This is a genomic window from Leifsonia williamsii (assembly GCF_030433685.1).
In the GTDB taxonomy this organism is placed as follows: Bacteria; Actinomycetota; Actinomycetes; order Actinomycetales; family Microbacteriaceae; genus Leifsonia; species Leifsonia williamsii.
Genome location: NZ_JAROCF010000001.1, coordinates 3,034,425 through 3,060,623 on the forward strand (window position 1 = coordinate 3,034,425; position 26,199 = coordinate 3,060,623).

Genomic DNA, 26,199 nt, shown 5'->3' on the forward strand with positions numbered 1-26,199 from the left:
CGGGCGGGGCCGCCGGAACCGGCGGCCGGTCGTGGCCCTGGGGACGCTTCACCGGCTATCCGCGCACGCGACGGAGCGAGTCCAGGAGCTGGGGGACGATGCGGTACACGTCGCCGCAGCCGAGCGTGATGACGAAGTCGCCCTCGCGCGCGATCTCGGCCGTGTGGTCGGCGGCTTGCTGCCAGTCGGCGATGAAGGCGACGTTCTCGGGGTGCTCGAAGCGCTCGGCGACCAGCGCACCGGTGACCCCAGGCTCCGGGTCCTCGCGGGCGCCGTAGACGTCGAGCACGACGGTCTCGTCGGCGTACTGCTCGAGGGTCTCCGCGAACTCTTTCGCGAACAGCCGGGTGCGGCTGTAGAGGTGGGGCTGGTGCACCGCGATGATGCGGCCCTCACCGACGACCGTGCGGGCGGCCGACAGCGCCGCGGCGACCTCGGTCGGGTGGTGCGCGTAGTCGTCGTAGACGCTCACACCGCCGACGGTGCCGTGCAGCTCGAAGCGGCGCTCGGTGCCGCCGAACTCGGCGATCGCGGCGAGCGACGCCTCCGGGTCGAAGCCGAGGCCGGTGAGCACGGCGAAGGCGCCGGCCGCGTTGATCGCGTTGTGACGACCGGGCACGCGCAGCTGGGCCGGGTACTCCTCGCCGTCGAAGCTCAGCGTGAAGGCGACCGGACCCTCCGTGACGATGGAGTGGACCCGCACGTCGGCGCTATCGGCCTCGCCGAACGTGACGATGCGCTTGTCGCCGCCCTCCTCGAGGAGGCGGTTCGTCACGTGCACGGCGCCGGGGTCGTCGGAGGAGACGACGACGAGCTCGCTCGCCTCGCGGGCGAAGGTGACGAAGGCGTCCTCGAAGGCCTGCAGCGATCCGTAGTGGTCGAGGTGGTCCGGGTCGACGTTGGTGATCAGCGCGACCGCGGTGTCGTAGAGCAGGAACGAGCCGTCCGACTCGTCCGCCTCCACCACGAACAGCTCGCCGGCTCCGGATTGCGAGCTCTTGCCGAGGGACGCGATGACGCCGCCGTTGACGAAGCTCGGGTCCTCGCCGAGACCGAGCAGGCCGGTCACGATCATGCCCGTGGAGGTGGTCTTGCCGTGCGCTCCCGCGACGGCGACGAGGCGCTTGCGGTTGATCAGCCACGCGAGCGCCTGCGACCGGTGCAGCACCGGGAGGCCCTTCGCGAGGGCGAGCTGGTACTCCGGGTTGTCCTGCCAGAGCGCGCCCGTGACGACCAGGGTGTCGGCGTCGCCGACGTTGGCCGCGTCGTGGCCGATCGCGATGGTGGCGCCGAGGTCGCGCAGCGCGTCGATGTTGGCGGAGTGGCGTACGTCCGACCCGGTGACCGTGTACCCGGCCTCCAGGAACAGGCGCGCGATGCCGCTCATGCCCGAGCCGCCGATGCCGACGAAGTGCAGTCGGCCGAGCTCCTCGGGGAGCGGCATGGAGAGGTCGGGTTTGATCACAGGTACTGCCTTCGGTCGGTGCGGTCGGGCTCCATCAGGGCGCTTCCATTGTCACACGGGGTCGGGGACGGGCCGGGGAGGTCGGGACGGGAGGTCGGGGCCGCGAGGCCGGGCCCCGGAGGTCACGGCCGACCCGGGTCCGCTCCTGCCAGCGCGGCGCGGATCAGCGCGACCATCCGGTCGGAGCCGTCGCGCACTCCGGCGCTCGCGGCCCGCGCGGACATGTCGGCGACCGTGGTGCGGTCGGCGAGGAGCGGGAGCAGGTCGCTGTCGACCCACCCGGGGAGGAACGCGGCGTCGTCCACGAGGATTCCCCCTCCGGCCTCCACCACGCCCGCGGCGTTGAAGCGCTGCTCGCCGTTGCCGATCGGGAAGGGCACGTAGACGGCGGGGATGCCGAGGGCGGCGAACTCGGACACGGTCGCCGCTCCGGCCCGCGCGACGGCGAAGTCGGTGAGGGCGAAGGCGAGATCCATCCGGTCGCAGTAGTCCAGCAGGCGGTAGTGCTCGATGCCGGGGTCGCTCAGCTCGCCGCGGCCGCCCTGGATGTGCAGCACCTGCCAGCCGGCGGCGGTCAGCTCCCGCGCCCGTTCGGCGATGGTGCCGTTCAGGCGGCGGGCGCCCAGCGAGCCGCCGGTGACGAGGAGGGTCGGCCGGTCGGCGGCGAGACCGAACTCGGCCAGCGCCTGCGGCCGGGCGGAGGCGCGGTCGAGCTCCTCGATCTCGACACGCAGCGGCATCCCGACGAAGCGGGCGTGCCGGAGCCGGGTGCCCTCGAAGGCGACGCCTACCCACGGCGTGTAGCGCGCACCGAGTCGGTTGGCGAGCCCAGGGCGGGCGTTCGCCTCGTGCAGCACCAGCGGGATGCGCTCGGCGCGTGCCGCGGAGTAGGCCGGCGCGGAGGCGTAGCCGCCGAAGCCGACGACGACGTCGATGCCGCGGTCGCGGATCAGCGAGCGCACCGTGCGGATCGACCGGCGGTACTCCCCCGGGAACCGCAGCGCGGCCGCGTTCGGGCGCCGCGGGAACGGCAGCTTGGGGATGGTCGCGAGCTCGTAGCCGCGCGCGGGGACGAGCCGCGCCTCCAGCCCCTCCTTGGTGCCGAGCACGACGATCTCGGCGTCGGGCTCGTCGCGGCGGATGCGGTCGGCGACGGCCAGCAGCGGGTTCACATGGCCGGCGGTGCCACCGCCGGCCAGCAGGTAGCGGGTCACTGCACGGCCCCCTGGCCGAGCCCCTTGGCGCGGCGGGCGTCCTTGGAGGACTGGCGGGCGAACGACAGCACGATACCGATGGCGACCATGGAGAAGATGATGGCAGTCCCTCCCCTGGAGATCAGTGGGAGCGGCACGCCGAGCACCGGGATGACCCCGAGCACGACGGCGATGTTCACGAACGCCTGCCCGATGATCCACACCATCACGGCCGCCGTCGTGACCCGCGGGAACAGGTCGGACGAGGCGTGGATGATGCGCAGGAACACCACCGCGAGCAGCACGAACAGCAGCAGCACGACGATCGCGCCGATCAGGCCGAGCTCCTCCCCGATGATCGCGAAGATGAAGTCCGTGTCCGCGGCCGGAAGCCACGACCACTTGGAGTGGGAGTTGCCGAGGCCGACGCCGAACACGCCGCCGGAGGCGAGGGCGTAGAAGCCGTTGTCGATCTGCCAGTTGACGTCGGGGTTCGCGGCGCTGGTGCCGCCGAACATCGCGGCGATGCGGCCCAGCCGGCTGGCGCTGGAGATCGCGACGAAGAACGCCATCACGGCGACCGCGCCGATGCCGGTCAGCAGGTAGCGCAGGCGGACGCCGGCGAAGTACAGCCCGCCGAGCACGATCGCCGCCATGATCATGGTCGTACCGAGGTCGCCGCCGAGCAGCACCAGGCCGATGGCGCCTCCCGCGACCGGGAGCACCGGGACGACGACGTGGCGCCAGTCGTCGAGCATGTCCTTCTTGCGCGAGAGCACGACGCCGAGCCAGACCACGAGCGCGAGCTTGATCGCCTCGGACGGCTGGACGGAGAACCCGCCGATCCGCAACCAGTTGCGGTTGCCGCCGATCTCGACGCCGAGCGGCGTCAGCAGCACGAGCACCTGCAGGAAGCAGGCCCCGGCGAGCAGGAACCAGATCGTCCGCCGCCAGAAGGTCAGCGGCAGACGCGACACCAGGAACATCAGCGGCAGGCCGATGAGCGCGTACGCGCCCTGCGACCAGAAGGCCGCGAAGAAGTTGTTGCTGTCGTTGTGCGACTCGACCGCCGAACTCGACAGCACCATCACCAGGCCGAACACGACCATGAACAGCGTCGTGCCGGCGAGGAGGAAGTAGTTGGCCGACTCCGACGACACCGCCCGGCCGAGCGAGATGCGCGCGGTCAGGCCGGCGAGGCGGGAGGCATGGGCCGCGTCCTGCTCCTGCGGTTGCGCCGGGTGCGGGGTGCGGGTGGTCCGCTCAGTCCGCGTCGGGACGCGAGGCGGGCTGGTCGTCATCCGCCTCACCTCCCAAGAACTCGTTGACGGCCGCCTGGAAGAGGCGCCCCCGCTCCGCATAATCGGCGAACTGGTCCATCGACGCCGCGGCAGGCGCCAGCAGGACGGTGTCGCCCTCTCGGGCGAGTCCTCCGGCCAGACGTACCGCCGTCGGCATGACTCCTTCAGTCTCGTCGGCGTCGACCTCGAGCACGGGCAGCTCGGGCGCGTGTCGCCGGAATGCCGCGAGCACGGCCTCCCGGTCCACCCCGATGAGCACAGCGCCGCGCAGCCGCTCGACATGCGCGGCCACCAGCGCGTCGATGTCGACGCCCTTGAGCAGCCCGCCGAGCACCCACACCACCGACGGGTAGGCGCGCAGCGACGCGTCGGCCGCGTGCGGGTTGGTCGCCTTGGAGTCGTCGACCCAGCTCACGCCGCCGACCACCCGGACGACCTCGATACGGTGCGCGTCGAGGCGGAACGCCGTCAGCACGTCGCGGATCGTCTGCGGCTCGACGCCGTACGACCGGGCGAGGGCGCTGGCGGCGAGGATGTTCGCGACGACGTGCGGGGCGGCGAGGCCGGCCTCGCGCAGCTCGTCGAGCGTGGTCAGTTCGAGGGCGCTCGTGAAGCGGTCCTCGAGGAACGCCCGGTCGCAGAGGATGCCCTCGACGATGCCGAAGTCGCTCGGGCCCGGCACATCGAGGCCGAAGCCGATCGCGCGAGCGCCCTCGACGACCTCCGCCTCCTCGACCATGCGCAGGGTGGCCTTGTCGGCGCGGTTGTAGACGCAGGCCACGCGCGTGTTGTCGTAGACCTTCGCCTTCGCCGCGGTGTACGCCTCCAGCGAGCCGTGCCAGTCGAGGTGGTCGTCGGCGATGTTGAGGCAGGCGGCGGAGAACGGCGAGAGCGCACCCTCCTCGTTGCGGTTCACCCAGTGCAGCTGGTAGCTCGACAGCTCGACCACGAGCACGTCGAAGCCCTCCGGGTCGCGGATGGCGTCGAGCACCGGCACGCCGATGTTGCCGCACGGCGCGACCCGGTGGCCGCCCGCGAGCAGCATCGTGGCCGTCAGCTGCACGGTCGTCGTCTTGCCGTTGGTGCCGGTGACGCAGATCCAGTCGGCGGGCCCCTCGGCGCCGTCGGGCCGGGCGACCTTGTCGCGCAGCCGCCAGGCCAGCTCGATGTCGCCCCAGACGGCGGTGCCGCGCTCCTGCGTCCAGAGCAGCAGCGGGTGATCCCAGTGGAAGCCGGGAGAGACGATGACGAGCTCGGGGTCGAACGCGGTCAGCCGCTCGGGCGGGGTGGAGAGGTCGGCCTGCTCCACGAGCTCGGCGCCGATGACCTCCAGCAGCATGGCCCGCTCGCCGTCGGCCTTCGCCGCCACCACGAGCACCTCGGCGCCCAGCTCGGCCAGGGTGTCGGCGACCGAGAACCCGGTCACCCCGAGGCCGTAGACCGCGACCCGCAGCCCACGCCAGTCGGCGTGCCAGCTCGTGAGCCCGGCGAGACGCTCCGCGCTCATGTCGCCAGCCATTCGAGGTAGAAGGAGCCGACTCCGGCCGCGACCAGCAGCCCGCCGATGATCCAGAAGCGCACGACGACCGTGACCTCGGCCCATCCCTTCAACTCGAAGTGATGGTGGATCGGACTCATGAGGAAGATGCGTTTGCCGTGCGTGAGCTTGAAGTACGCCCGCTGCACGATCACCGACCCGGCCTCGATGACGAACAGGCCGCCGATCAGGACGAGCAGCAGCTCGGTGTGGCTGAGGATGGCGAGGGCCGCGACCGCGCCGCCGAGCGCGAGCGAGCCGGTGTCGCCGAGGAAGATCTGCGCCGGCGAGGTGTTCCACCACAGGAAGCCGACGACCGCGCCGACGATCGCCGTCGCGACGATCGCGAGGTCGAACGGGTCGCGCACCTCGTAGCACTTGGGGACGTTGGCCGGGTTGAGGTTGATGCTCGCGCACGACTGGATCGACTGCCAGAAGCCGATGATGATGTACGCGCCGATCGCGAGGATCGAGGCGCCGGAGGCGAGACCGTCGAGGCCGTCGGTCACGTTCACGCCGTTCGAGGCGGCGGCGACGATGAAGTTGATCCAGATCAGGTACAGGCCGTACCCGACGATGACTCCTATGGCGCCGAACTTCGTGATGGACATGAAGTCGATCGGCAGGTCGCGGATGAACGACACGCTCATCGTCGCCGGGGTGTAGCCGTTGCCGTTCGGCCACATGAGCGCCAGCAGCGCCCACACCGTCGCGACGATCACCTGTCCGGCGACCTTCGCCCAGCCGGTGAGGCCCAGGCTGCGCTCGCGCCGGGTCTTGAGGAAGTCGTCCACGAACCCGACGACGCCCAGCCCGACCATGAGCAGCAGCACGAGCAGGGCGGAGACGCTCGTCTGGTCCCCCGTCAGCAGCAGCGCGACGAAGTAGCCGAACAGCGTGCCGAGGATGACGACGATGCCGCCCATGGTGGCGGTGCCGCGCTTGGCGTGGTGGCTCTGCGGGCCGTCGTCGCGGATGAACTGGCCCCACTGCAGCCGGTGGAAGAGCTTGATGAACAGGGGCGTCAGGAACAGCGTGAACGCCATCGCCAGCGCACCGGAGGTCAGCAGGGCTCTCACGAGAACAATTCTCCCAGTCGGTCGCCGAGGAAGCGCAGCCCCGCCGAGTTGGACGACTTGACCAGCACGGTGTCGCCGGGGCGCAGCGCGCCGGCGAGGTGCTCGTACGCCTCGTCCTGGGTGTCGAAGTAGAGCGACTCGCCGTTCCACGAGCCCTCGTTGATGGCGGAGATGTGCATGCGGCGCGCGGCCGGCCCGACGATCACGAGCTGATCGATGCCGAGGCGCACGGCGAGCAGGCCGATGCGGTCGTGCTCCTCGCCGGAGAACTCGCCCAGCTCGCTCATCTCGCCGAGGACGGCGATCGTGCGGGTTCCGGGCTCCGCGATCTGGGCCAGCGTCTTGATCGCCGCGGCCATCGAGTCGGGGCTGGCGTTGTAGGCGTCGTTGATGACGGTCACGCCGTTGCCGCCCATGACCTCCATCCGCCAGCGCTCGGCGCGCTGCACGGTCTGCAGGGCGGAGACGATGAGGTCGCCGTCGACGTCGAGGGTGAAGGCGGCGGCCGCGGCGGCGAGTGCGTTCCACACGTGGTGCTCGCCGAGCACGCGGAACTGCACCGTGCGGGCGGAGCCGTCGGGCAGGTGGAGGGTGAACGACGTGCCGCGCGCGGTCGACGCGATGTCGGTGGCGCGCACCTCGGCGCGCTCGTCGGTGCCGAACCACAGCACCCGTGCGACGGTCTTGTCGGCCATCGTCGCGACGCGGGGGTCGTCGAGGTTGAGCACGGCCACGTCGGTGTCGAGCAGGTCGGTGACCATCTCGGTCTTCGCGGCGAGGGTCTTCTCGATGCCGCCGAACTCGCCGGCGTGCGCGAGGCCGACCTTCAGCACGATGCCGATGTCGGGCCGGGCCATCCGCACCAGGCGGGCGATCTCGCCGATGCCGCTCGCGCCCATCTCGGCGACGAGGAACTGCGTCTCCTCGGTGACCTGCAGCATCGTGACGGGGGCGCCGACCTCGTTGTTGAAGGAGGCGCGCGGCGCGATCGTCGGGCCGACCTGCTCCAGGATCTCGCGCAGCAGGTTCTTGGTCGTCGTCTTGCCGTTGGAGCCGGTGACGCCGACGATCTTGAGCCGGCCGAGCGCCCGCACGCGGGCGATCACCTCGGTGGCGAGGTCGCCGAGGGCGACCACGGTGTCCTCCACGAGCAGCTGCGGTACGGGCAGGTCGAGCTCGTGGTCCACGACGACGAGCCCGGCGCCGGCCTCCGCCGCCTGCGGAGCGAAGAGGTGGCCGTCGGTGAACTCGCCCGGCTTGGCGAAGAAGATCGTGCCGGGCACGACCTCCCGCGAGTCGGTGGTCGAGAGCCCGTCGACGACGGTCTCGGGCGTCGCGCCCGTGCCGTCGAGCAGGAGCGTGCCCCGGGTCGCCGCGGCGATCTCGGCGAGGGTCATCGCGATCATCTACAGCCACCCGGCCTCTCGCAGCGCCAGCCGCACGTCGTCTCGGGCGGAGTACGGGAGGCGCTGGCCCGCCACCTCCTGGTAGTCCTCGTGGCCGGGGCCGGCGTAGAGGACGACATCGCCCTCCCCCGCCAGCGACAGGGCGGTGCGGAACGCGGCGCGCGGGTCCGGTACCTCGTACAGCTCGAGCTCGGGCACGGCCGAGCGGGCGCCCTCGAGGAGGGCGGCGCGGATCGCGGCCGGGTCCTCCCAGCGCGGGTGGAAGTCGGTGATCACGACGGCGTCGGAGCCGCGCGCGGCGATCGCGCCCATGTCGGTGCGCTTGGTGGTGTCGCGGTCGCCGTCGGCGCCGAACATCATGACGATCCTGCCGTCCGTCACCTTGCGCAGCGCGCTGAGGGTGGAGAGGAAGGCGTCGGGGCTGTGGCCGTAGTCGATGAAGACGGTCGGGCCGCGGTCGCCCGAGAGCCGCTCGGCGCGGCCGGGGATGTAGGCGTCGATGCCGCCGTCGCGCTCCAGCGCGGCGCCGATGGCGTCGAGGTCGTACCCAGACTCGACCAGCATGACGATCGCGAGCGCGGCGTTGCCCGCGTTGTACGCCCCGAGCAGCGGCACGCGCGTCTCGATGCGGCGACCCTCCGGGCCCTCCAGCGCGAACGCGGTGTGGTCGATGGTCTCCTCGAGAACGGTCAACGTCCACTCGGCGTCCGAGCCGGGCGAGCTGGAGAGCGTGGTCACCGGGATGCGCGACTGCTCGACCAGGGCGCGGCCCCAGTCGGAGTCGACCGTCACGACGCCGCGGCGCGCGCGGTCGGGCTGGAACAGCTCCAGCTTGGCCTCGAAGTAGTCGTCCATCGCGGCGTAGTCGTCGAGGTGGTCGTGGCTGAGGTTGGTGAAGCCGGCGACGTCGAAGACGATCCCGTCGACGCGGTGGCGGCTGAGCGCCTGCGCCGAGACCTCGATCGCCACGGCGCGGACGCCCTCCTCGCGCATCCGGGCGAGGAGCGCGTGCAGCTCGCTGGCCTCGGGCGTCGTGAGCTTGCTGGTGATCGCCGTGTCGCCGATGCGGCGCTCTGCGGTGGAGCTGAGGCCGGAGACGACGCCGAGCTGGCCGAGGATCGCGGTCAGCAGGTAGACGACGCTCGTCTTGCCGTTGGTGCCGGTGACGCCGAACAGCGTCGCCTCGTTCTCGTCGGTGCGGTAGATCCAGGCGGCCACGGCGCCGAGCGCGGCGCGCGGGTCGGGCGTGACGATGATCGGGAGGCCGGCGTCGGCGGCGAGGTCGGCGCCCGCCTCGTCGGTCAGGACGGCGACGGCCCCGGCCTCCGCGGCGGCGGCGGCGTAGCTCGCGCCGTGCGCGTTGCGCCCTGGCACGCCCACGTACAGGTCGCCCGGCTCGACCGCCGAGGTGGCGAGCGCGGCGCCCGTGACCTCGACGGCGTCGAGGTCGCCGCGCACGTCGAGCCCGAACTCGGCGACCAGCTGGGCGAGCGGACGGGCGACGGGATGCTCGGGGCGCAGAGTGGAGGGCGCCGGTCCTGTCACGGGGCTCACTTTCGTCGGGGTTCTCAGTAGTAGGGCGGGTAGTCGGCCGGACTGGAGGTCGACGGCTTCACCCGGTAGGTCTTCAGCACCTGGCTCATGATCGTGTGGAACAGCGGAGCGGCGGCTGCCGACGAAGTAATGGTAGTCGGGTATCCGAGGTTGACCGAAACGACGTACTGCGGATCGTCGACCGGCGCGACGCCCATCACGGACACGTAGTACGAGGGCAGGTAGCCGCCCTTGCCGTCCGGCTGCTGGGCCGTTCCGGTCTTCGCGGCGATGCGGTAGCCGGGGATCTGGAGCTGCTTCTTGAGCTCGCCGTCGGTGACGACCGACTCCATCATCCCGAGCGTCGTGGCGGCCGCCTGCGGGCTCACGACGGGCGTCGCCGTGGCCGACGGCACGTCGGTGACGGTGCCGTCCGGGTGCGTGCAGCCCTCGACCATCGTGAGCGGGATGCGGACGCCGCCGTTGGCCAGCGCCTGGTACGCGCCGACCATCTGCACCTGCGTTGTCGAGACGCCCTGTCCGAACATGGTCGCGTACTTGGTCTGGTCGTCCCACTCGGACACCGGGTGCAGGAGGCCGGAGGACTGCCCGGGGTACGGCAGCCCGGTGTCCTCGCCGATCCCGAACTTCTTGAGGTAGTCGTACCGGGTCTGGTCGCCGAGGGCCTTGCCGAGCTGCGACATGCCCGTGTTCGAGGAGCGCATGAGCACGCCGGTCAGCGTCAGCTGCTCCGGCTCGTGGTAGGCGGAGTCGTGCAGGTCGGCGCCGTTGCCGGACTTCCACTCGTACGGAGCGAGGACCGGGGAGGTCGGCGTCGCCTTGCCCTGGTCGATCAGCATCGCGGCGGTGAGGGCCTTGAAAGTCGAGCCCGGCTCGCGCGGATCGGTGAGCGACTGCAGCCGCCAGTACGACGGGTCGGTCGCGTCGATGTCGTTGGGGTCGAGCGCCGGCCACTGCGCGATCGCCTTGATCTTGCCGGTCTTGGCCTCGGCCACCGTGACGAACCCGAACTTGGAGCCGGTGCCCGCCACCTGCTGGGCCAGCGTCTGCTCGGCGAACCACTGCAGGTCGCTGTCGATCGTGAGCTTGAGCGTTCCGCCGTCCTTGGCCTGCTTGGTGACGACCGTGCTGCCGGGGATGGCGACGCCGTCGGCGCCGCGCTGGTAGGTCTCCACGCCGTTGTCGCCGGCGAGGCAGCCGTTCTCGCTGGACTCGAGACCGCCGTTCCCCGCTTCGGACACGTAGCCGAGCAGGTTGCCGCCGACCGCGCCGTTCGGATAGCTGCGGGCCTGCGTCTTCGTGAAGGTGAGCCAGGGGTACGGGAGGGCGTTCAGCTTGTCGAAGGTGCCCACGTCCATCCCGGACTTGATGAGCACGTACTTCGACTTCGGATCGTCTTTGAGCGCCGCGTCGAACAGCGCGACGACCGCGTCGCCGCCCTGGCCGGTGATCGCGCCGATCTTGGCCGCGGCCTCCACCATCTTGTCGCGGCCGCCCGCGATCGCGTCGGACGGCGACGCCTGGGCGGTGTACTTGTACACCGTCGTCGCGAGCACGGTGCCGCCGGCGTCGACGATGTCGCCGCGATCGCCGTACAGCGTGGTCGACTGCTCCTTGGCGTTCACCGACTGCTTCTGCAGCTCGTCGGCGCGCACGACCTGGATGTCGACCAGCTTGGCGCCGAGGATCCCGACCGTCGCCGCGACCGCGAGCACGGTGAGGGCCGTGCGCCGCCGCAGCATCTTCCGGTTCGCCATTCCCCGTCCCGTCGTCGCTCGCTGGTCTGTGTGCTGATCCCGCTGGTCCCGCTCAGTGCGTCACCGGCGTCGGCAGCGCTCCTTCCAACGGTACGGTCGGCGCGGCCGGAGTCCCGGTCGCCGCACCAGGACCCGTGGAATTCGCCTCCTGGCCGTTCGCCTGTGCAGAGTTCTGCTGGGCGGAACCGGTGCCCTGCTGCCCCGCCAGTGGCACCCCGGCCAGCAGCGAGTTCGGCACCAGGTTGCCCTGGCCTCCGGTGACCGTGCCGGCCGCGCCGTCGGCGGCGATCGGCGCACCGAGCACGGCGCCGTCCGAGAGCCGCAGGTAGGCGGGGTTGCTGTTGCTGACCATGCCGAGCGCGTTGGCGTTGGCGGCGAGGTTCTGCGGCGACGAGATGCGGGTCAGGTCCTCCGACGCCGCCTGCACCGACCGCTGCAGGGTGGTCTGCTTCTGCTGCAGCGTGTCGAGCTGGTAGGCGCCCTGCGAGATCCCGATGCTGAGCAGCAACTGGGCCACCACGATCGTGAGCAGCGACGCCACCGCCACCACCGCGTACAGAGCGCGCGGACGTGCGCGGCGCTGCGCCCGGGTCGGGACGACTTCGAGGTGGCTCCTGCGCTCCTCCGGCGCCTCCACCGGCTTCGCCGCGGGGTGCGCGGCCAGCCAGGAGGGACGACGGGCGATCGTTGCGGCCGTGCTGGTGCTCACGAGGCCCTCCTCACTCGTTCCGCCGCGCGCAGGCGCACCGGCGTCGCCCGCGGGTTGCGGGCCTTCTCGTCGTCGTCCGCCAACTCGGCTCCGCGGATCAGCAGCTTCAGCTCCGGGCGGTGCTCCGGCAGCTCCACCGGCAGTCCGGGAGGCGCGCTCGAGGTGGAGCGGGTCTGCAGCTCGCGCTTGACGATGCGGTCCTCGAGCGACTGGTACGCCTCCACCACGATCCGGCCGCCGACCCGGAGGGCGTCGACCGCGGCGGGGATGGCGCGCTCCAGCACGGCCAGCTCCTGGTTGACCTCGATCCGCAGGGCCTGGAAGACGCGCTTGGCGGGGTGGCCCTGGCGCTGCTGGGCGGCCGGCGTGGCCTTCGTGATCAGGTCGACGAGCTGACCGGAGCGGGTGAGCGGTGCGGTCTCCCGTGCCTCCACAATCCGGCGGGCGTAGCGGGCGGCGAGCTTCTCCTCGCCGTAGTCGCGGAAGATGCGCCGCAGGTCGGCCTCGCTGTACTCGGCGAGCACCACCTCGGCGGTCAGCTCGCTCGTGCCGTCCATCCGCATGTCGAGCGGCGCGTCCTTCGAGTACGAGAAGCCCCGCTCCACCCGGTCGAGTTGGAGGGATGAGACGCCCAGGTCGAACAGCACGCCGTCGACCTCGTCGATGCCGAGGCCGTCGAGCGCCTCCCCGATGCCGTCGTAGACGGTGTGCACGAGGTGGATGCGGTCGCCGAACCGCGCGAGCCGCTCCCCCGCGATGGCGAGCGCCTCGGGGTCGCGGTCGAGTCCGACCAGCGTGACCTCCGGGAAGCGCTCCAGGATGCCGGCCGAGTGCCCGCCCATGCCGAGCGTGGCGTCGACGAAGACGGCGCCGGGCCGCTGGAGGGCGGGCCCGAGCAACTCGATGCAGCGCTCGAGGAGGACCGGGGTGTGGATGTCGTCGTGTTCTGCCATGGCCTCGGTGGGACGAGCCCCTGATTCCGGATCCCCATCCATTCCGACCTGACACCGGGGAAGTGCGTCAGGGCGAATGGCTGGGAGTCCGGCGCCAGGCGCTAGAACAGTCCCGGGATCACCTCCTCCTCCGTGCTCGCGAACGCCGCCTCCTGCTCCGCCAGGTAGGTCTCCCAGGCCTGGGAGTCCCAGATCTCGGCGCGGCTGCCCGCACCGATCACGACCAGGTCGCGATCCAGTCCCGCGTACGAGCGCAGCGCCGGGGGGACGGTCACCCGGTTCTGCTTGTCCGGGACCTCTGCGCTCGCCCCCGAGAGGAACACGCGCAGGTAGTCGCGGGCCTGCTTGCTCGTCACCGGCGCCTGGCGGATCTTCTCGTGCAGCGATTCGAACTCGCGCTGACTGAAGACGTAGACGCAGTGCTCCTGGCCACGGGTGAGGACGAGTCCGGACGCGAGCTCATCCCGGAATTTGGCCGGCAGGATGACGCGCCCCTTCTCGTCGAGCTTGGGGGCATAGGTACCGAGGAACATCGGATCCTCCCCCACTCTCCCGGCCAAGGTTGCGGTGTGCCTCCACTTTACTCCACTTTCAACCACGTTTTCGAGGCATTGGGGCGAATTGCCCCGAAATGGGTACGACGATGCCCGGAATCACGCGGAAATAGCCGGTGGAGGGAAATGGAGGAGATGGGGCGCGGCGGGGAGGAATCCGGGCGCGAAAAAGGGCCGATCAATTCGATCGGCCCTTACGTGGAGGGAGGTGGAGCGCCTAGCGCTCCCGGCTCAGTGCTCGCCGTCCTGACGCTTGTCCCACCGGTCGTTCATGCGGTCCATGAACCCGGCCTGTCGCCCGCGAGCGGCCTTGGCGGTGCGGGCGGAGGTCGGCGTGGCGTCGTCGAGCGAGACCCGCTTGCCCGGGGCGATGGCGACCAGCACGCCGGCGAACATCACGACGAAGCCGAGGATGCCGACGATGGGCTGCTGCACGAACACGCCTGTCACGAGCACCGCGACACCGACGACGGCGATCAGCACGCCGAGCACGATCGAGCGGTAGGCGGGCCGTGCTCGCTTGCCCCCGACCTTCGCGACGAAGTCGGCATCGTTCTGATAGAGGCTGCGCTCCATCTCTTCGAGGAGGCGCTGCTCATGTTCCGAAAGCGGCATCCGTTTCCCCCTCTTTCTTGCGGGTCCGGGGCGGTGTGTGGCTGATTCTAGTCTGGCGGCTCTGGCTAGGCTAGGCGTGTGTCAGAAAGCATCCGATTCGTCGACCTCATCCAGTCCAGAATCGATGGGTTCCTCGATGCGCGCGCCTCCATTCTCGTCTCCATCGCCGACGAGCTCTCGCCGATCGCGGCGTTCTCAAGGGATTTTCTCAGCGGCGGCAAGCGGTTCAGGGCCCTGTTCTGCTTCTGGGGCTGGCAGGCCGTGCGCACGGCGGGCGACGATGCCGGCGACGCGCCCGTGCTGGCCGGCGGGCCGCTGGACGCGGTCGTCTCGGTCGCGTCGGCGCTGGAGCTGTTCCACGCCGCCGCGCTGGTCCACGACGACCTGATCGACAACTCCGACACGCGCCGGGGCAAGCCGTCCGCCCACCGGCGCTTCCAGGCCCTCCACGACGAGGAGGGCTGGCAGGGCTCCGGCGAGAGCTTCGGCTTCGGTGCCGCCACGCTGCTGGGCGACCTGATCCTGATCCTCAGCGACGAGCTGTTCGACGAGGGGCTGCAGCAGCTGGTCAGCCCGGCCGCCCGGCGCTCGGCGCGCGCGGAGTTCAACCGGATGCGGATCGACGTCACCGCCGGCCAGTACCTGGACATCTTCGAGGAGATCGGCTGGGCCGGCCGCCCCGACGCCGACCAGCTCGCCCGCGCCGAGCGTGTCATCGTCTACAAGTCGGCGAAGTACAGCATCGAGTCGCCGCTCCTGATCGGCGCGAGCCTGGCCGGGGCGACGGTCGGTCAGCTGGAGGCGCTGCGCGCCTTCGGCCTGCCCCTCGGCATCGCCTACCAGCTGCGCGACGACCTGCTCGGGGTCTTCGGCGACGCAGAGGTCACCGGGAAGCCCAGCGGCGACGACCTCCGCGAGGGCAAGCGCACCGTGCTCATCGCGCTGACCCGCGAGGCGGTTCCCGCCGGTGCGCGGGCCGCGCTCGACGAGCTGCTGGGCGACCCCGACCTCACGCCGCAGCAGATCCAGACCTTACAGATGACCATCCGGGAGTCCGGGGCGGTCGACACGGTCGAGGGGATGATCGCGCGCAACGTCGAGCGGGCGATCGCCGCTTTGGAGGAGGCTCCGATCGGCGATGCGGCGAAGGCGCACCTGCGCGAACTCGCCGTCACGGTGACGCGGCGGACCGCCTAGCGGCACGCACGCCGCTCCCAGAGGCTCGGCTAGGCCAGCGCCTGGGCGACGCGGCGCACCTCGGCCTTGCGGCCGGCGCGCAGCGCCTCGATGGGAGGCGCGCCGAGGCTCTCCTCCTCCTCGAGCAGCCAGTCGACGGCCTCCTCGTCGCTGAACCCGGCGTCGCCGAGCACCACGAGCGTGCCGTGCAGCTCGCCGAGCGGCTGGTCGTCCCTGAGGAAGACGGCGGGCACCTTCAGCACACCGTCGATGCGCTTGGCCGCCAGGTGGCGATCCTCGATGAGGCGGCGGACGCGGCTGACGCCGAGGCCCAGCCGGTCGACGAGATCCGGGATGGTGAGCCACTCGGTGGTGGCCTGGACGCGGTCGTTCACCCTTCAAGCGTGCCATGACCCGGGCGGGTTCGAGGCACCGGTCGATTGTTACGATCATGTTAACTGGTGTCACACGCGTCACGCTGGTTGACTCTGTGCGCATGCTGTGTCACGGTGGAGGCTCGCTGAGCAACACGAGGTGGGGGTCCCATGTCACTGGCCGACGCCGCCGCATCGGCGGGCGACGAGCGAGGCAGACGGCGTACGCGCGGCCGCCTCGGAACCGTGCCGATCGCGCTCGTGAGCTCGATCGCCATGACGGTCGGCGTGCTCGCGCCGGCGGCGAACGTGCAGCAGCCCGAGACGGACCGCGCGAAGGAGAAGGCGCCGGAGACGGGGTCGCGCGACACCATCCGCGGTGCGCTTCCCGCCTCGGCTCCCAGCGCCTCCCCCGCCGCCACGTCCACCGCCGCCGCACCGGCGACCTACCGCGTGCAGACCGGAGACACCGTGTCAGGCATCGCGGCCCGCTTCGGGATGTCGACGGCGAGTGTGCTCGCGCTCAACGGCCTCAGCTGGAAGAGTCTGATCTTCCCCGGCCAGGTGCTCGCGCTCTCCGGCGGCCGCGCGCCGACCGCTCCCGCTCCCGCGCCGGCAGCTCCCGCTCCCCCTGCCGCGACCAAGTACACCGTCGCCAAGGGCGACACCATCAGCGGCATCGCCGCGCGCTTCGGCGTGCCGACGAAGGCGGTGCTGAGCGCCAACGGGCTCGGCGCCTCCAGCCTCATCTTCCCCGGACAGCAGGTGACCATCCCCGGGATGACGCAGGCGGCGGTCAACACCCCGACGCCCGTCGCCCCGGCGCCGGCCGCTCCCGCACCCGTCGTGTCGGCTCCCGCTCCGGCGCCCCGGCCCAGCATCGCGCCCGGCCAGGTGATCGCCCTCACCGACGAGATGCGCGCGAACGCGGCACTGATCGTGCGCATCGGCCGCGAATCCGGCGTGCCGGACCAGGGCATCGTGATCGCCCTCGCCGCCGCTGCGCAGGAGTCGGGTCTCCGCAACGTCCGGTACGGCGACCGGGACTCCCTCGGGCTGTTCCAGCAGCGGCCCAGCACCGGCTGGGGAACGCCGGAGCAGGTGCTCGACCCCGTGCGGGCCACCCGCGCCTTCTACGGCGGGCACGGCAACCCGAACGCCGGGCGTACCCGCGGCCTCCTCGACATCCCGGGCTGGACCTCGATGTCGGTCACGCAGGCCGCTCAGGCCGTGCAGATCTCGGCCTTCCCCGACGCGTACGCGAAGTGGGAGCCCTCGGCGCGCGCCTGGCTCGCGCAGCTGGGCTGAGCGGAATGTCACAGCCCGGTCACGGCCGCACGGAAGTCCGGTGTTTTGCAGGGATCGCGCGGGTGTCGTTCCCTAGACTCGACTCGTGACCACCAGCCAGACCGACCCCATGATCGGCCGTCTCATCGACGGCCGGTACCAGGTGCGCTCACGCATCGCCAGGGGCGGCATGGCGACGGTCTACCTCGCCACCGATCTGCGCCTCGAGCGCCGCGTGGCCATCAAGATCATGCACGGCCACCTGGCCGACGACAGCACGTTCAAGAGCCGGTTCGTGCAGGAGGCCCGCTCGGCCGCGCGCCTGGCCCACCCGAACGTCGTCAACGTGTTCGACCAGGGGCAGGACTCCGACATGGCCTACCTGGTCATGGAGTACCTCCCCGGCATCACGCTGCGCGACCTGCTCAAGGACTACGGCCGGCTCACGCCCGAGCAGACCATCGACATCATGGAGGCCGTGCTCAGCGGTCTCGCGGCGGCGCACAAGGCGGGCATCGTCCACCGCGACCTCAAGCCCGAGAACGTGCTGCTCGCCGACGACGGCCGCATCAAGATCGGCGACTTCGGGCTGGCGCGCGCCGCCTCCGCCAACACCGCCACCGGCCAGGCGCTGCTCGGCACGATCGCCTACCTCTCCCCCGAGCTCGTCACCCGCGGCGTCGCCGACGCCCGCAGCGACATCTACGCGCTCGGCATCATGATGTACGAGATGCTCACCGGCCAGCAGCCGTTCCAGGGTGAGCAGCCGATGCAGATCGCCTACCAGCACGCGAACGACGCGGTGCCGGTGCCGAGCAGCAAGAACCCGGCCGTGCCCGCGGAGCTCGACGAGCTGGTCCTGTGGGCGACCGAGAAGGACCCTGACCGCCGTCCCAAGGACGCGCGCGAGATGCTCGACCGGCTGATCGAGGCCGAGAAGTCGATCCGCGGCGAGGCGACGCTGCAGCCGACGATGGTTCTCCCTCCCGCGTTCGACGTGGTCGAGGGCGACACCCAGATCATCAACCCGGCCATCCGCCAGCAGGTCGCCGCGAACACGCCGTCCGCGGCCGAGTCGCTGACGACGGCCACCAAGCGCCGCCGCGCCAAGGGCTGGTGGCTGTTCGCGCTGGTCATCCTCCTGGCGGGCCTGGCGGGAGGCACGGGCTGGTACTTCGGCGCCGGCCCCGGCTCACTCGTCGACGTGCCGAACGTCGTCAACCAGGCGCCAGACAAGGCCACCGCCACCCTCACCGACCTCGGCTTCACCGTGAAGCAGGCCCAGGAGTACAGCGTCACGGTGCCGACCGGTCAGGTCTCGAGCACCGACCCCGGCGCCGACACGCCCGTCAACCGCGGCGGCCAGGTCACCCTCCGCATCTCCCAGGGCCCGAAGCCGATCGAGCTGCCCGCCCTCGCCGGCCAGCCGCTCGACGCGGTCAAGGCCGCCATCACCGGCCAGGGCGCGAAGGTGGGCGAGACGGCGGAGCAGTTCGACGGCAAGGCGCCCGCCGGCACCGTTCTCGCGGCGACGCGCGCCACGGACGGCACCGACATCTCCGGCGGCGGCTCGTACTTCGAAGCGGCCACCGTGAACCTCGTCGTCTCGCTCGGCGCCATCCCGGATGTGACCGGTAAGAACGTCGAGGACGCGACCGCGACCCTCCGCGACGTCGGCCTCCTCGCGCAGTCGGGCCCCGAGAGCTACAGCGACAGCATCGACAAGGGCGACGTCATCTCCGCCCAGCCGCAGTCCGACCCCGTGCACAAGGGCGACACCCTGGTCCTCGAGATCTCGAAGGGGCCGGAACCGGTCCCGGTACCGGATGTGGTGGGGAAGACGTGGGACGTCGCCAAGAAGGCGCTCACCGACGCAGGCTTCAAGCTCAAGTACAGCGCGATCGCGGACGTGGTCCCGACTGCGTTCGTCGTCGCCAAGGTGAACCCCGGCGTCGGCGAGCGGGTCGAGAAGGGCTCCGAGATCACGGTCAACTTCGCCGGCTTCTAGCCCGCACGCTCCCCCACTCGCTCCCGCACGCACCCACCTGCGCTGAGGGGCGTCGTTGCGTCGCTATCCGGGCGGAATAACGGCACAACGACGCCCCTCGGCGGACTGTCAGTCCTGGTGCGACAGCTCCTCGGCCACCAGGAAGGCGAGCTCCAGGGACTGCATGTGGTTGAGGCGCGGGTCGCAGAGGGACTCGTAGCGGGTGGCCAGCGTCTCCTCGTCGATCTGCTCCGAGCCGCCGAGGCACTCGGTGACGTCGTCGCCGGTGAGCTCGACGTGGATGCCGCCGGGGTTCGTGCCCGCCGCGCGGTGCGCCTCGAAGAAGCCCTTGACCTCGTCCACGACGTCGTCGAAGCGGCGCGTCTTGTAGCCGGTCGGCGTCGTCAGGCCGTTGCCGTGCATCGGGTCGGTGACCCACAGCGGCGTCGCGTCGGAGCGCTTGATGGCCTCCAGCAGCGGCGGCAGGGCGTCGCGGATCTTGCCGGCGCCCATGCGCGTGATGAAGGTCAGGCGACCGGGCTCGCGCTCGGGGTCGAGCTTGTCGATCAGCCGGAGCATGTCGTCGCGGGTCGTCGTCGGGCCGAGCTTCACGCCGATCGGGTTGCGCACCCGGGACAGGAAGTCGACGTGTGCGCCGTCGAGGTCGCGCGTGCGCTCCCCGATCCAGATGAAGTGCGCCGACGTGTTGTACGGCGTCCCGGTGCGCGAGTCGATGCGGGTCATCGGGCGCTCGTAGTCCATCAGCAGGCCCTCGTGGCTGGAGTAGAACTCCACCCGCTTGAGCTCGTCGAAGTCGGCGCCGGCGGCCTCCATGAACTTGATGGCCCGGTCGATCTCGCGCGCGAGGCCCTCGTAGCGCTGGTTCGCCGGGTTCGCGGCGAAGCCCTTGTTCCAGCTGTGCACCTGCCGCAGGTCGGCGAAACCGCCCTGGGTGAAGGCGCGGATGAGGTTCAGCGTGGAGGCGGCGGTGTGGTAGCCCTGCACCAGCCGGCGCGGGTCGGCCTGGCGCGACTCCGGGGTGAAGTCGTAGCCGTTGACGATGTCGCCGCGGTACGCCGGCAGCGTGACGCCGCCGCGGGTCTCGGTGTCGCTGGAGCGCGGCTTGGCGAACTGGCCGGCCATGCGGCCCATCTTGATGACCGGCACCGAGGCGCCGTAGGTCAGCACGACCGCCATCTGCAGCACGGTCTTCACGCGGTTGCGGATCTGGTCGGCGGTGGCGCCGGCGAACGTCTCGGCGCAGTCTCCGCCCTGCAGCAGGAACGCCTCGCCCTGCGCGGCGCGGGCCAGCCGCATGCGCAGCTGGTCGACCTCGCCGGCGAAGACGAGCGGAGGGAGGGTCGCGATCTCGGCGGAGGCGGCCGCGGCGGCCTCCGGGTCCGGCCAAGCCGGCTGCTGCTTGATCGGCAGCGTGCGCCAATAGTCCAGGCCCTCGATCACGGACGCGTCAGGGGTGACGACGGGGTCGGTGGTCGTTGCAAGCAGGTGCTGGGACACTGGTCTTCCGCTCGGATCGAGGCGCCGGCACTGCCGCGCGCCGGTGGATTGGGGTGACTTCCGAGCCTACCGTGAAAGCTGGGCCCGCTTCTCCTTCACGGTGGACGCGTAGACGTCGAGATACTCCTGGTCGCCGAGGCGGTGCAGCTCGTACATGATCTCGTCGGTGACCGAGCGCAGGATGAAGCGGTCGCCCTCCATCCCCTCGAAGCGGGAGAAGTCGAGCGGCTCGCCGATGATGATGCCGATGCGGCCGATCTTCGGCAGGCGCGTGCCGATCGGCATGATCTTCGCCGTGTCGACCATCGCGACAGGGACGACCGGCACGCCGGCCTCCAGGATCATCCGCGCGACGCCGGTGCGGCCGCGGTACAGCTTGCCGTCGGGGCTGCGCGTGCCCTCGGGGTAGATGCCGAGGATCTCGCCGCGCGCGAGCACCCGGAGGCCCGTGTTGAGCGAGGCCTCCGACGCCTTGCCGCCGGAACGGTCGATGGGGAGCTGGCCGGTGGCGTTCATGAACGCCTTGGTCGCCCATCCCTTCAGCCCCTTGCGGGTGAAGTAGTCGCTCTTGGCGAGGAAGGAGACGTGCCGGTCCACGACGAGCGGCAGGAAGATCGAGTCGATGAACGACAGGTGGTTGCTGGCGAGGATGACCGCGCCCTCCGCGGGCACGTTCTCGAGACCGACGACCCAGGGGCGGAAGATGCCCTTGAGGATCGGCCCCGCGATCACGTTCTTCATCAGCCAGTAGAACATCGACTCAGAGCCTAACCCGCTGCGGGCCTCAGAGGGAGGCGGCGTGCAGGCGCGCCAGGTCGGCGGCCCCCACCACCCCGGCGTCGTTGACCAGCTCGGCGATGGTGAACTCGGGCTCGGGGTGGAACCCGCGCGCCGGGAGGTTCTCGAGGTACGCCAGCCGGATCGGCTCGAGGAGCAGCTCGCCGGCCTGGGCGACGCCCCCGCCGAACACGAACACCTGCGGGTCGAGGATGGCGCCGAGGCTCGCGCACGCCTGACCGAGCCAGTCGCCCAGCTGGCGCAGCGCGGCGAGGGCGCCGGGGTCGCCGGCCATGATCAGGGCGGAGATGTCGGAGCCGCTGAGCACGCCGCCGTTGCGCGCGCGCACGTCGGCGAGGGCCTGGCCGATGCCTCCGGCGTCCGCGAACTCGTTGGCCATGCGCTGCAGCGCGCGCCCGGAGCCGTACTGCTCGATGCAGCCGTGCGCGCCGCAGCCGCACGGCAGGCCGCCGGGGACGACGCGCATGTGGCCGATCTCGGCGCCGGCGCCGAATCCGCCGCGGAACAGGCGGTCGTTGCTGACGATCGCGCCGCCGACTCCGGTGCCGATGGTGAGGATGACCATGTCGCTGACGAGCCGCCCGGCACCGAAGCGGAACTCCGCCCAGCCGGCCGCATTGGCGTCGTTCTCGATCAGCACGGGGATGTCGAGGCGGCGCTCGAGCTTCTCCCGGAAGGGCTCGTGCCGCCAGTTGATGTTGGGGGCGTAGTACACGGTCGACTGCGCCGCGTCGATGAAGCCGGCCGCCGCGACGCCGACGCCGACGATCTGCTCGGGGCCCTGCTGCAGGCGCTGCACCATGCCGACCACGGCGTCCTCGATCAGCGCCGGGCTGCTCGCATCGGTCGGCACGCGCTCCTCGCGCACGATCACGCCGAGCTCGTCGACCACGGCGCCCGCGATCTTGGTCCCGCCGATGTCGATTCCGATCGCGTGCACAGGCGGGCCTTCCTCAGGAGACGGGTGGAGACGCCCTCCGGACGGGCGGAGGGCGGAAGGTGGGGCGCCGGCTCACGCTCGCGGGTGACTCCCGGCCGCACCATCTAGAGTGTAGTTATCTCGTGCGGCCGAAGCCATTCGGTCGCACCGCCCGTCCGCCGGTACCGAGGGAGCTACCGTGATCCAGTTCGAAACACCCGCCGTCGTCCCCGCCGACCCCGAGGCGAACGCCACCGATCTGCTCGTGCAGCGCGTGGCCGCGACCCCGGACGCGCCGTTGTTCGCCCTCCCCGACGGAGCCGGCTGGCGCGACATCTCGGCAGCGGAGTTCCACCGGCAGGTCGTCGCGCTGGCCAAGGGCCTGGTCGCCGCCGGCATCCAGCCGGGCGACAAGATCGGCCTCATGTGCCACACCCGCTACGAGTGGACGCTGATCGACTTCGCGACCTGGTTCGCCGGCGCCGTGCTGGTGCCGGTCTACGAGACCTCCTCCCCCGCGCAGATCCAGTGGAACATGGCCGACTCGGAGGCCGTGGCCATCATCCTAGAGACCGCGGAGATGCACGCGCGCTTCGACGAGGTGCACCCCGACCTCCCGCTCATCGGCAATGTCTGGCAGCTCCACCTCGGCGACCTCGACAAGCTCGTCGCGGCCGGTGCCGGCATCCCCGACGAGGAGATCGAGCGGCGGCGCCGCATCGCCAAGGGCTCCGACCTCGGCACGCTGATCTACACCTCCGGCTCGACCGGGCGGCCGAAGGGCTGCGTGCTGACCCACTCCAACTTCGTGGAGCTCTCGCGCAACTCGGCCGAGGCGCTCACCGAGCTCGTCAACCAGCCGGGCGGCGCCTCCACCCTCCTGTTCATCACGACCGCGCACGTCTTCGCCCGGTTCATCGCGGTGCTCTCCGTCACCGGCGGCGTGAAGGTGGGGCACCAGGCCGACACCAAGCAGCTGCTCCCGGCGCTCGAGAGCTTCAAGCCGACCTTCCTCCTCGCCGTTCCGCGCGTGTTCGAGAAGGTCTACAACTCGGCCGAGCAGAAGGCGGAGGCCGGCGGCAAGGGCAAGATCTTCCGCGCCGCCGCCGAGGTCGCCGTCGCCCACTCGAAGGCGGTCGAGGCCGGCTCGGTGCCGCTGGGGCTGAAGCTCAAGTTCGCCCTGTTCGACCGGCTCGTGTTCTCGAAGCTGCGCGCGGCGATGGGCGGCCGGGTGCGTTACGCGGTCTCCGGCTCCGCTCCGCTCGGGTCGCACCTCGGGCACTTCTTCCACAGCCTCGGCATCAAGGTGCTCGAGGGCTACGGGCTCACCGAGACGACCGCGCCCGCGACGGTCAACCTCCCCTCGAAGTTCAAGATCGGCACGGTCGGCCCTGCCCTCCCCGGCGTCTCCATCCGTCTGGTCGACGACGGCGAGATCGAGGTGAAGGGCGTCGACGTCTTCAAGGAGTACTGGAAGAACCCGGAGGCGACCGCCGCCGCGTTCGACGACGGCTGGTTCAAGACCGGCGACCTCGGCTCCTTCGACGCCGACGGCTTCCTGACGATCACCGGCCGCAAGAAGGAGATCATCGTCACGGCGGGAGGCAAGAACGTCTCCCCCGCCGCGCTCGAGGACCCGATCCGCTCCAACCCGCTGGTCGGCCAGGTGATCGTGGTCGGCGACCAGAAGCCGTTCATCTCGGCCCTGGTCACCCTCGACACCGAGATGCTGCCGACCTGGCTCGCGAACAACGGCGAGGACAAGGACATGACCCTCGCCGAGGCGTCGGTGAATCCGGCCGTGCACGCGGAGATCCAGCGCGCCATCGACGTGGCCAACGCGGGCGTCTCCCGCGCCGAGAGCATCCGCAAGTTCGTGGTGCTGGCCACGGAGCTGACGGAGGCGAGCGGCCACCTGACGCCGAAGCTCAGCATCAAGCGCAACGTCATCCTCGCCGACTTCGCCGACGTCATCGACGGCATCTATAGCGACAACCCGACGACGCAGGGCTTCTCGCTGGCGCACTGAGCGCGTCACCCCGCCCACTCCCCACGATTTGCGCCAAATCTCGGTTCTTAGACCTGGATTCCCGAGCTTTGGCACAAATCGATAAGCCGGGCGGCGAATGCTCCGCGGTTGCGGAAGAGGTCGTCGGCTGTGACCCGCACGACCCGCCAACCAGCGGCTTCCAGCAGGCCCTGCCGCTGGATGTCGAGGAACCACTGCCGACGATCCACCCGATGACCGTCGCCCTCATACTCGAAGGCGATGCGCGGCTCCGGCAGGGCGAGATCGGGGTGGAGCACTCCCACTGCGCCTCCGACGTCGACCGGCCGATTCACGTCGAGGTCCACCAGCCCGAGATCCTCAAGGAGCAGGCGAAGCAGCGTCTCGGGCCGCGAGTCGGCGCCGAACCGGATCCGCGGCAGAGCCTCGGCGCGCGCCTTGCCGCCCTTCGTCCGTCGGACACGCGCGCTGAGCGTTGACAGTTCGTCGATGGTGACGAGCGCCGCACGCGAGCGCGAACCGACAAGGTGGTCGCCGGCGGCGATGAGATCGTCCGTCCCGATCATCCCAGCCAGCTGACTCCAGACGTGCGACGGTGCGGTGATCGGCAAGCCATCGATCCACGCGCCGTTCACGGTTCTGAGACTGTGGCCGACCACACCCCTGCCGCGCGGCGCCGTCCGGGGCGAACCCACCGACACGTGGAGCGGATGCTGACTGGCATCGATCGGGAGAGGGACGCCGAGCAGTGCCGCGGCGGTGGTGTGGCTGAAGTACGCGTGCGCCGGCATCACGCGCAGATAGGCCCGGCACCGCTCACTGAGCCCGTCAGGAGCGCCAGACAGGTTCACTCCGTGAAACGGATGATGGATGTCGCGCGCTCGAAGGCGGAGGGCGTCGACACCGTACCGCTGGGCGTCTGGGAGGGTGAACGGGCCGCCGACAAGCGCCGGCGGGAGCGGTTGTGGAGTGCGCATCCCCTCATCGTGGGGAACTCCCCCGCGTGCGAAGTGCGTCCCGGCACGTTCTGTGGACAACCGACACTCTCCACAGTCGGTCCGGTGCGGTGCGACGATTTGTGCCAAATCTCGGTTATGGCGCGCTAATAATCGAGATTTGGCGCAAATCTTCAGCAGGGCGGGGCGGGGGTTAGGCGTGGGTGCGCCAGGAGTGCTGCGGGGCGTAGCCGAGGAGGCGGCGGGCCTTCGCGATCGAGAGGAGGGTGTCGTTGGTGCCCAGGTCGCCCTTGAGCTCGACGCCCGGGAAGACCTCCGCCACCAGTTCCGCGTTGGGGCGCGTCATCACGGTGTCGGCCGCCGCGATGATGAAGCGGTCGAAGCCGGTGGTGTCCCACTCCAGCGCCTTCTGGATGGCCTGGGCGCCGTCGCGGGCGTCGATGTAGCCCCAGAGGTTCCACTTGCGCAGGCGCGCGTCGGCGTCGAACGACGGGAACGCGGCGTAGTCGGCGGGCTCCATCACGTTGGAGAAGCGCAGCGCGACGATCTTCAGCGCCGGGTCCCAGCGCACCAGCTCGATCGCCATCTGCTCCTCGAGGTGCTTGACGAGCGAGTACGTCGACTCGGGACGGGCCGGGTACTCCTCGTCGACCGGGATGTACGGCGGCGGCACGTCGAACGGGAGGCCGAGCACGGTCTCGCTCGACGCGTAGACGATGTTGCGGACACCCGCCCGCCGGGCCGCCTGGAAGACGTTGTACGTGGCGCGGATGTTGTTGTGGAACGTCGCGGCATCCGGCGCGATACCCGGAGCCGGGATCGCGCCGAGGTGCACGATAGCGTCGAATCCGGTGTGCTGGTCCTCGACCCCGAGGATCGCGTCGAGCACCTGGCCGAAGTCGGTCAGGTCGACGCGGACGAAGCCGGGGCCGCGCTCCCCGTTGGCGTCCAGGTTGACGACGGTGTGGCCTGCTGCGCGCAGCTCGCGCACGACGGTGCGTCCGAGCTTGCCCGATCCTCCGGTGACGGCGATGTCCATGCCGTCGAGTCTAG

At 70.8% G+C, this 26,199-nt stretch carries 22 protein-coding genes; 4 read left to right on the top strand and 18 right to left on the bottom strand.

Going from position 1 to position 26,199, the window contains the following annotated elements; translation table 11 throughout:
• Nucleotides 1-55: 55 nt before the first annotated feature.
• From murC to P5G50_RS14365, 12 genes are all read right to left on the bottom strand, one after another.
• Complete coding sequence (murC, locus tag P5G50_RS14310) at nucleotides 56-1,465, bottom strand: UDP-N-acetylmuramate--L-alanine ligase (protein ID WP_301208184.1); 1,410 nt, start codon at nucleotides 1,463-1,465, stop codon at nucleotides 56-58.
• Between the two features lie 122 nt (nucleotides 1,466-1,587).
• Nucleotides 1,588-2,679 (bottom strand): UDP-N-acetylglucosamine--N-acetylmuramyl-(pentapeptide) pyrophosphoryl-undecaprenol N-acetylglucosamine transferase, encoded by a 1,092-nt coding sequence (locus tag P5G50_RS14315; protein ID WP_301208183.1) that lies wholly within the window; start codon nucleotides 2,677-2,679, stop codon nucleotides 1,588-1,590.
• The gene (gene ftsW / locus P5G50_RS14320; RefSeq protein WP_301208182.1) at nucleotides 2,676-3,959 is read right to left on the bottom strand and encodes a putative lipid II flippase FtsW; all 1,284 of its coding nucleotides are present in this window, start codon (nucleotides 3,957-3,959) and stop codon (nucleotides 2,676-2,678) included. The genes P5G50_RS14315 and ftsW overlap by 4 nt, the downstream gene beginning before the upstream one ends.
• Nucleotides 3,922-5,466: a UDP-N-acetylmuramoyl-L-alanine--D-glutamate ligase gene (murD, locus tag P5G50_RS14325; protein ID WP_301208181.1), complete on the bottom strand. Its 1,545-nt coding sequence runs from the start codon at nucleotides 5,464-5,466 to the stop codon at nucleotides 3,922-3,924. The genes ftsW and murD overlap by 38 nt, the downstream gene beginning before the upstream one ends.
• Entirely contained in the window at nucleotides 5,463-6,575 is a 1,113-nt protein-coding gene (gene mraY, locus P5G50_RS14330) for a phospho-N-acetylmuramoyl-pentapeptide-transferase (RefSeq protein ID WP_301208180.1), read from the bottom strand. The genes murD and mraY overlap by 4 nt, the downstream gene beginning before the upstream one ends.
• On the bottom strand, nucleotides 6,572-7,981 hold the full coding sequence (locus P5G50_RS14335; protein ID WP_301208179.1) for a UDP-N-acetylmuramoyl-tripeptide--D-alanyl-D-alanine ligase: 1,410 nt from the start codon (nucleotides 7,979-7,981) through the stop codon (nucleotides 6,572-6,574). Before P5G50_RS14335 ends, mraY begins: the two co-directional genes overlap by 4 nt.
• On the bottom strand, nucleotides 7,982-9,526 hold the full coding sequence (locus P5G50_RS14340) for a Mur ligase family protein (protein ID WP_301208178.1): 1,545 nt from the start codon (nucleotides 9,524-9,526) through the stop codon (nucleotides 7,982-7,984). It lies immediately after the preceding gene.
• Nucleotides 9,527-9,549: 23 nt separating this feature from the next.
• Complete coding sequence (locus P5G50_RS14345) at nucleotides 9,550-11,292, bottom strand: peptidoglycan D,D-transpeptidase FtsI family protein (protein ID WP_301208177.1); 1,743 nt, start codon at nucleotides 11,290-11,292, stop codon at nucleotides 9,550-9,552.
• 52 nt (nucleotides 11,293-11,344) lie between these two features.
• The gene (gene ftsL, locus P5G50_RS14350) at nucleotides 11,345-12,001 is read right to left on the bottom strand and encodes a cell division protein FtsL (protein ID WP_301208176.1); all 657 of its coding nucleotides are present in this window, start codon (nucleotides 11,999-12,001) and stop codon (nucleotides 11,345-11,347) included.
• Nucleotides 11,998-12,954, bottom strand: a complete 957-nt coding sequence (gene rsmH / locus P5G50_RS14355; protein WP_301208175.1) for a 16S rRNA (cytosine(1402)-N(4))-methyltransferase RsmH — start codon at nucleotides 12,952-12,954, stop codon at nucleotides 11,998-12,000. The genes ftsL and rsmH overlap by 4 nt, the downstream gene beginning before the upstream one ends.
• A gap of 101 nt (nucleotides 12,955-13,055) precedes the next feature.
• A complete protein-coding gene (gene mraZ / locus P5G50_RS14360; RefSeq protein ID WP_301208174.1) occupies nucleotides 13,056-13,487 on the bottom strand; it encodes a division/cell wall cluster transcriptional repressor MraZ in 432 nt (143 codons plus the stop codon).
• Nucleotides 13,488-13,739: 252 nt separating this feature from the next.
• Nucleotides 13,740-14,123 carry a DUF3040 domain-containing protein gene (locus P5G50_RS14365; RefSeq protein WP_301208173.1) on the bottom strand — a complete coding sequence of 128 codons (384 nt, stop codon included), beginning with the start codon at nucleotides 14,121-14,123 and terminating at the stop codon, nucleotides 13,740-13,742.
• A gap of 78 nt (nucleotides 14,124-14,201) precedes the next feature.
• Here P5G50_RS14365 and P5G50_RS14370 point away from each other — a divergent pair, with 78 nt between their 5' ends.
• Complete coding sequence (locus P5G50_RS14370; protein WP_301208172.1) at nucleotides 14,202-15,320, top strand: polyprenyl synthetase family protein; 1,119 nt, start codon at nucleotides 14,202-14,204, stop codon at nucleotides 15,318-15,320.
• Between the two features lie 29 nt (nucleotides 15,321-15,349).
• Here the strand turns inward: P5G50_RS14370 and P5G50_RS14375 are convergent, their stop codons facing one another.
• Nucleotides 15,350-15,694, bottom strand: coding sequence for an Rv2175c family DNA-binding protein (locus tag P5G50_RS14375; RefSeq protein ID WP_301208171.1), 345 nt, complete (start codon nucleotides 15,692-15,694; stop codon nucleotides 15,350-15,352).
• Nucleotides 15,695-15,844: 150 nt separating this feature from the next.
• Between P5G50_RS14375 and P5G50_RS14380 the strand changes: the two genes are divergently transcribed.
• Nucleotides 15,845-16,981 carry a LysM peptidoglycan-binding domain-containing protein gene (locus P5G50_RS14380; protein WP_301208170.1) on the top strand — a complete coding sequence of 379 codons (1,137 nt, stop codon included), beginning with the start codon at nucleotides 15,845-15,847 and terminating at the stop codon, nucleotides 16,979-16,981.
• Between the two features lie 85 nt (nucleotides 16,982-17,066).
• Nucleotides 17,067-18,968 (top strand): Stk1 family PASTA domain-containing Ser/Thr kinase, encoded by a 1,902-nt coding sequence (gene pknB, locus P5G50_RS14385; protein ID WP_301208169.1) that lies wholly within the window; start codon nucleotides 17,067-17,069, stop codon nucleotides 18,966-18,968.
• Between the two features lie 108 nt (nucleotides 18,969-19,076).
• On the opposite strand, the gene P5G50_RS14390 is transcribed toward pknB, so the two are convergent.
• The 3 genes from P5G50_RS14390 to P5G50_RS14400 form a co-directional block, all read right to left on the bottom strand.
• Complete coding sequence (locus P5G50_RS14390) at nucleotides 19,077-20,408, bottom strand: class II 3-deoxy-7-phosphoheptulonate synthase (RefSeq protein WP_301209361.1); 1,332 nt, start codon at nucleotides 20,406-20,408, stop codon at nucleotides 19,077-19,079.
• Nucleotides 20,409-20,531: 123 nt separating this feature from the next.
• Entirely contained in the window at nucleotides 20,532-21,221 is a 690-nt protein-coding gene (locus tag P5G50_RS14395) for a lysophospholipid acyltransferase family protein (RefSeq protein ID WP_301208168.1), read from the bottom strand.
• A 28-nt stretch (nucleotides 21,222-21,249) separates the two neighbouring features.
• The gene (locus P5G50_RS14400) at nucleotides 21,250-22,203 is read right to left on the bottom strand and encodes an ROK family glucokinase (protein ID WP_301208167.1); all 954 of its coding nucleotides are present in this window, start codon (nucleotides 22,201-22,203) and stop codon (nucleotides 21,250-21,252) included.
• Between the two features lie 178 nt (nucleotides 22,204-22,381).
• On the opposite strand from P5G50_RS14400, the gene P5G50_RS14405 reads away from it, so the two are divergent.
• The gene (locus tag P5G50_RS14405) at nucleotides 22,382-24,211 is read left to right on the top strand and encodes an AMP-dependent synthetase/ligase (protein ID WP_301208166.1); all 1,830 of its coding nucleotides are present in this window, start codon (nucleotides 22,382-22,384) and stop codon (nucleotides 24,209-24,211) included.
• Between the two features lie 47 nt (nucleotides 24,212-24,258).
• Here P5G50_RS14405 and P5G50_RS14410 read toward each other — a convergent pair whose 3' ends face one another.
• Nucleotides 24,259-25,167, bottom strand: coding sequence for a hypothetical protein (locus P5G50_RS14410; RefSeq protein ID WP_301208165.1), 909 nt, complete (start codon nucleotides 25,165-25,167; stop codon nucleotides 24,259-24,261).
• A gap of 172 nt (nucleotides 25,168-25,339) precedes the next feature.
• Nucleotides 25,340-26,185, bottom strand: coding sequence for an NAD-dependent epimerase/dehydratase family protein (locus P5G50_RS14415; protein WP_301208164.1), 846 nt, complete (start codon nucleotides 26,183-26,185; stop codon nucleotides 25,340-25,342).
• Nucleotides 26,186-26,199 lie beyond the last annotated feature (14 nt).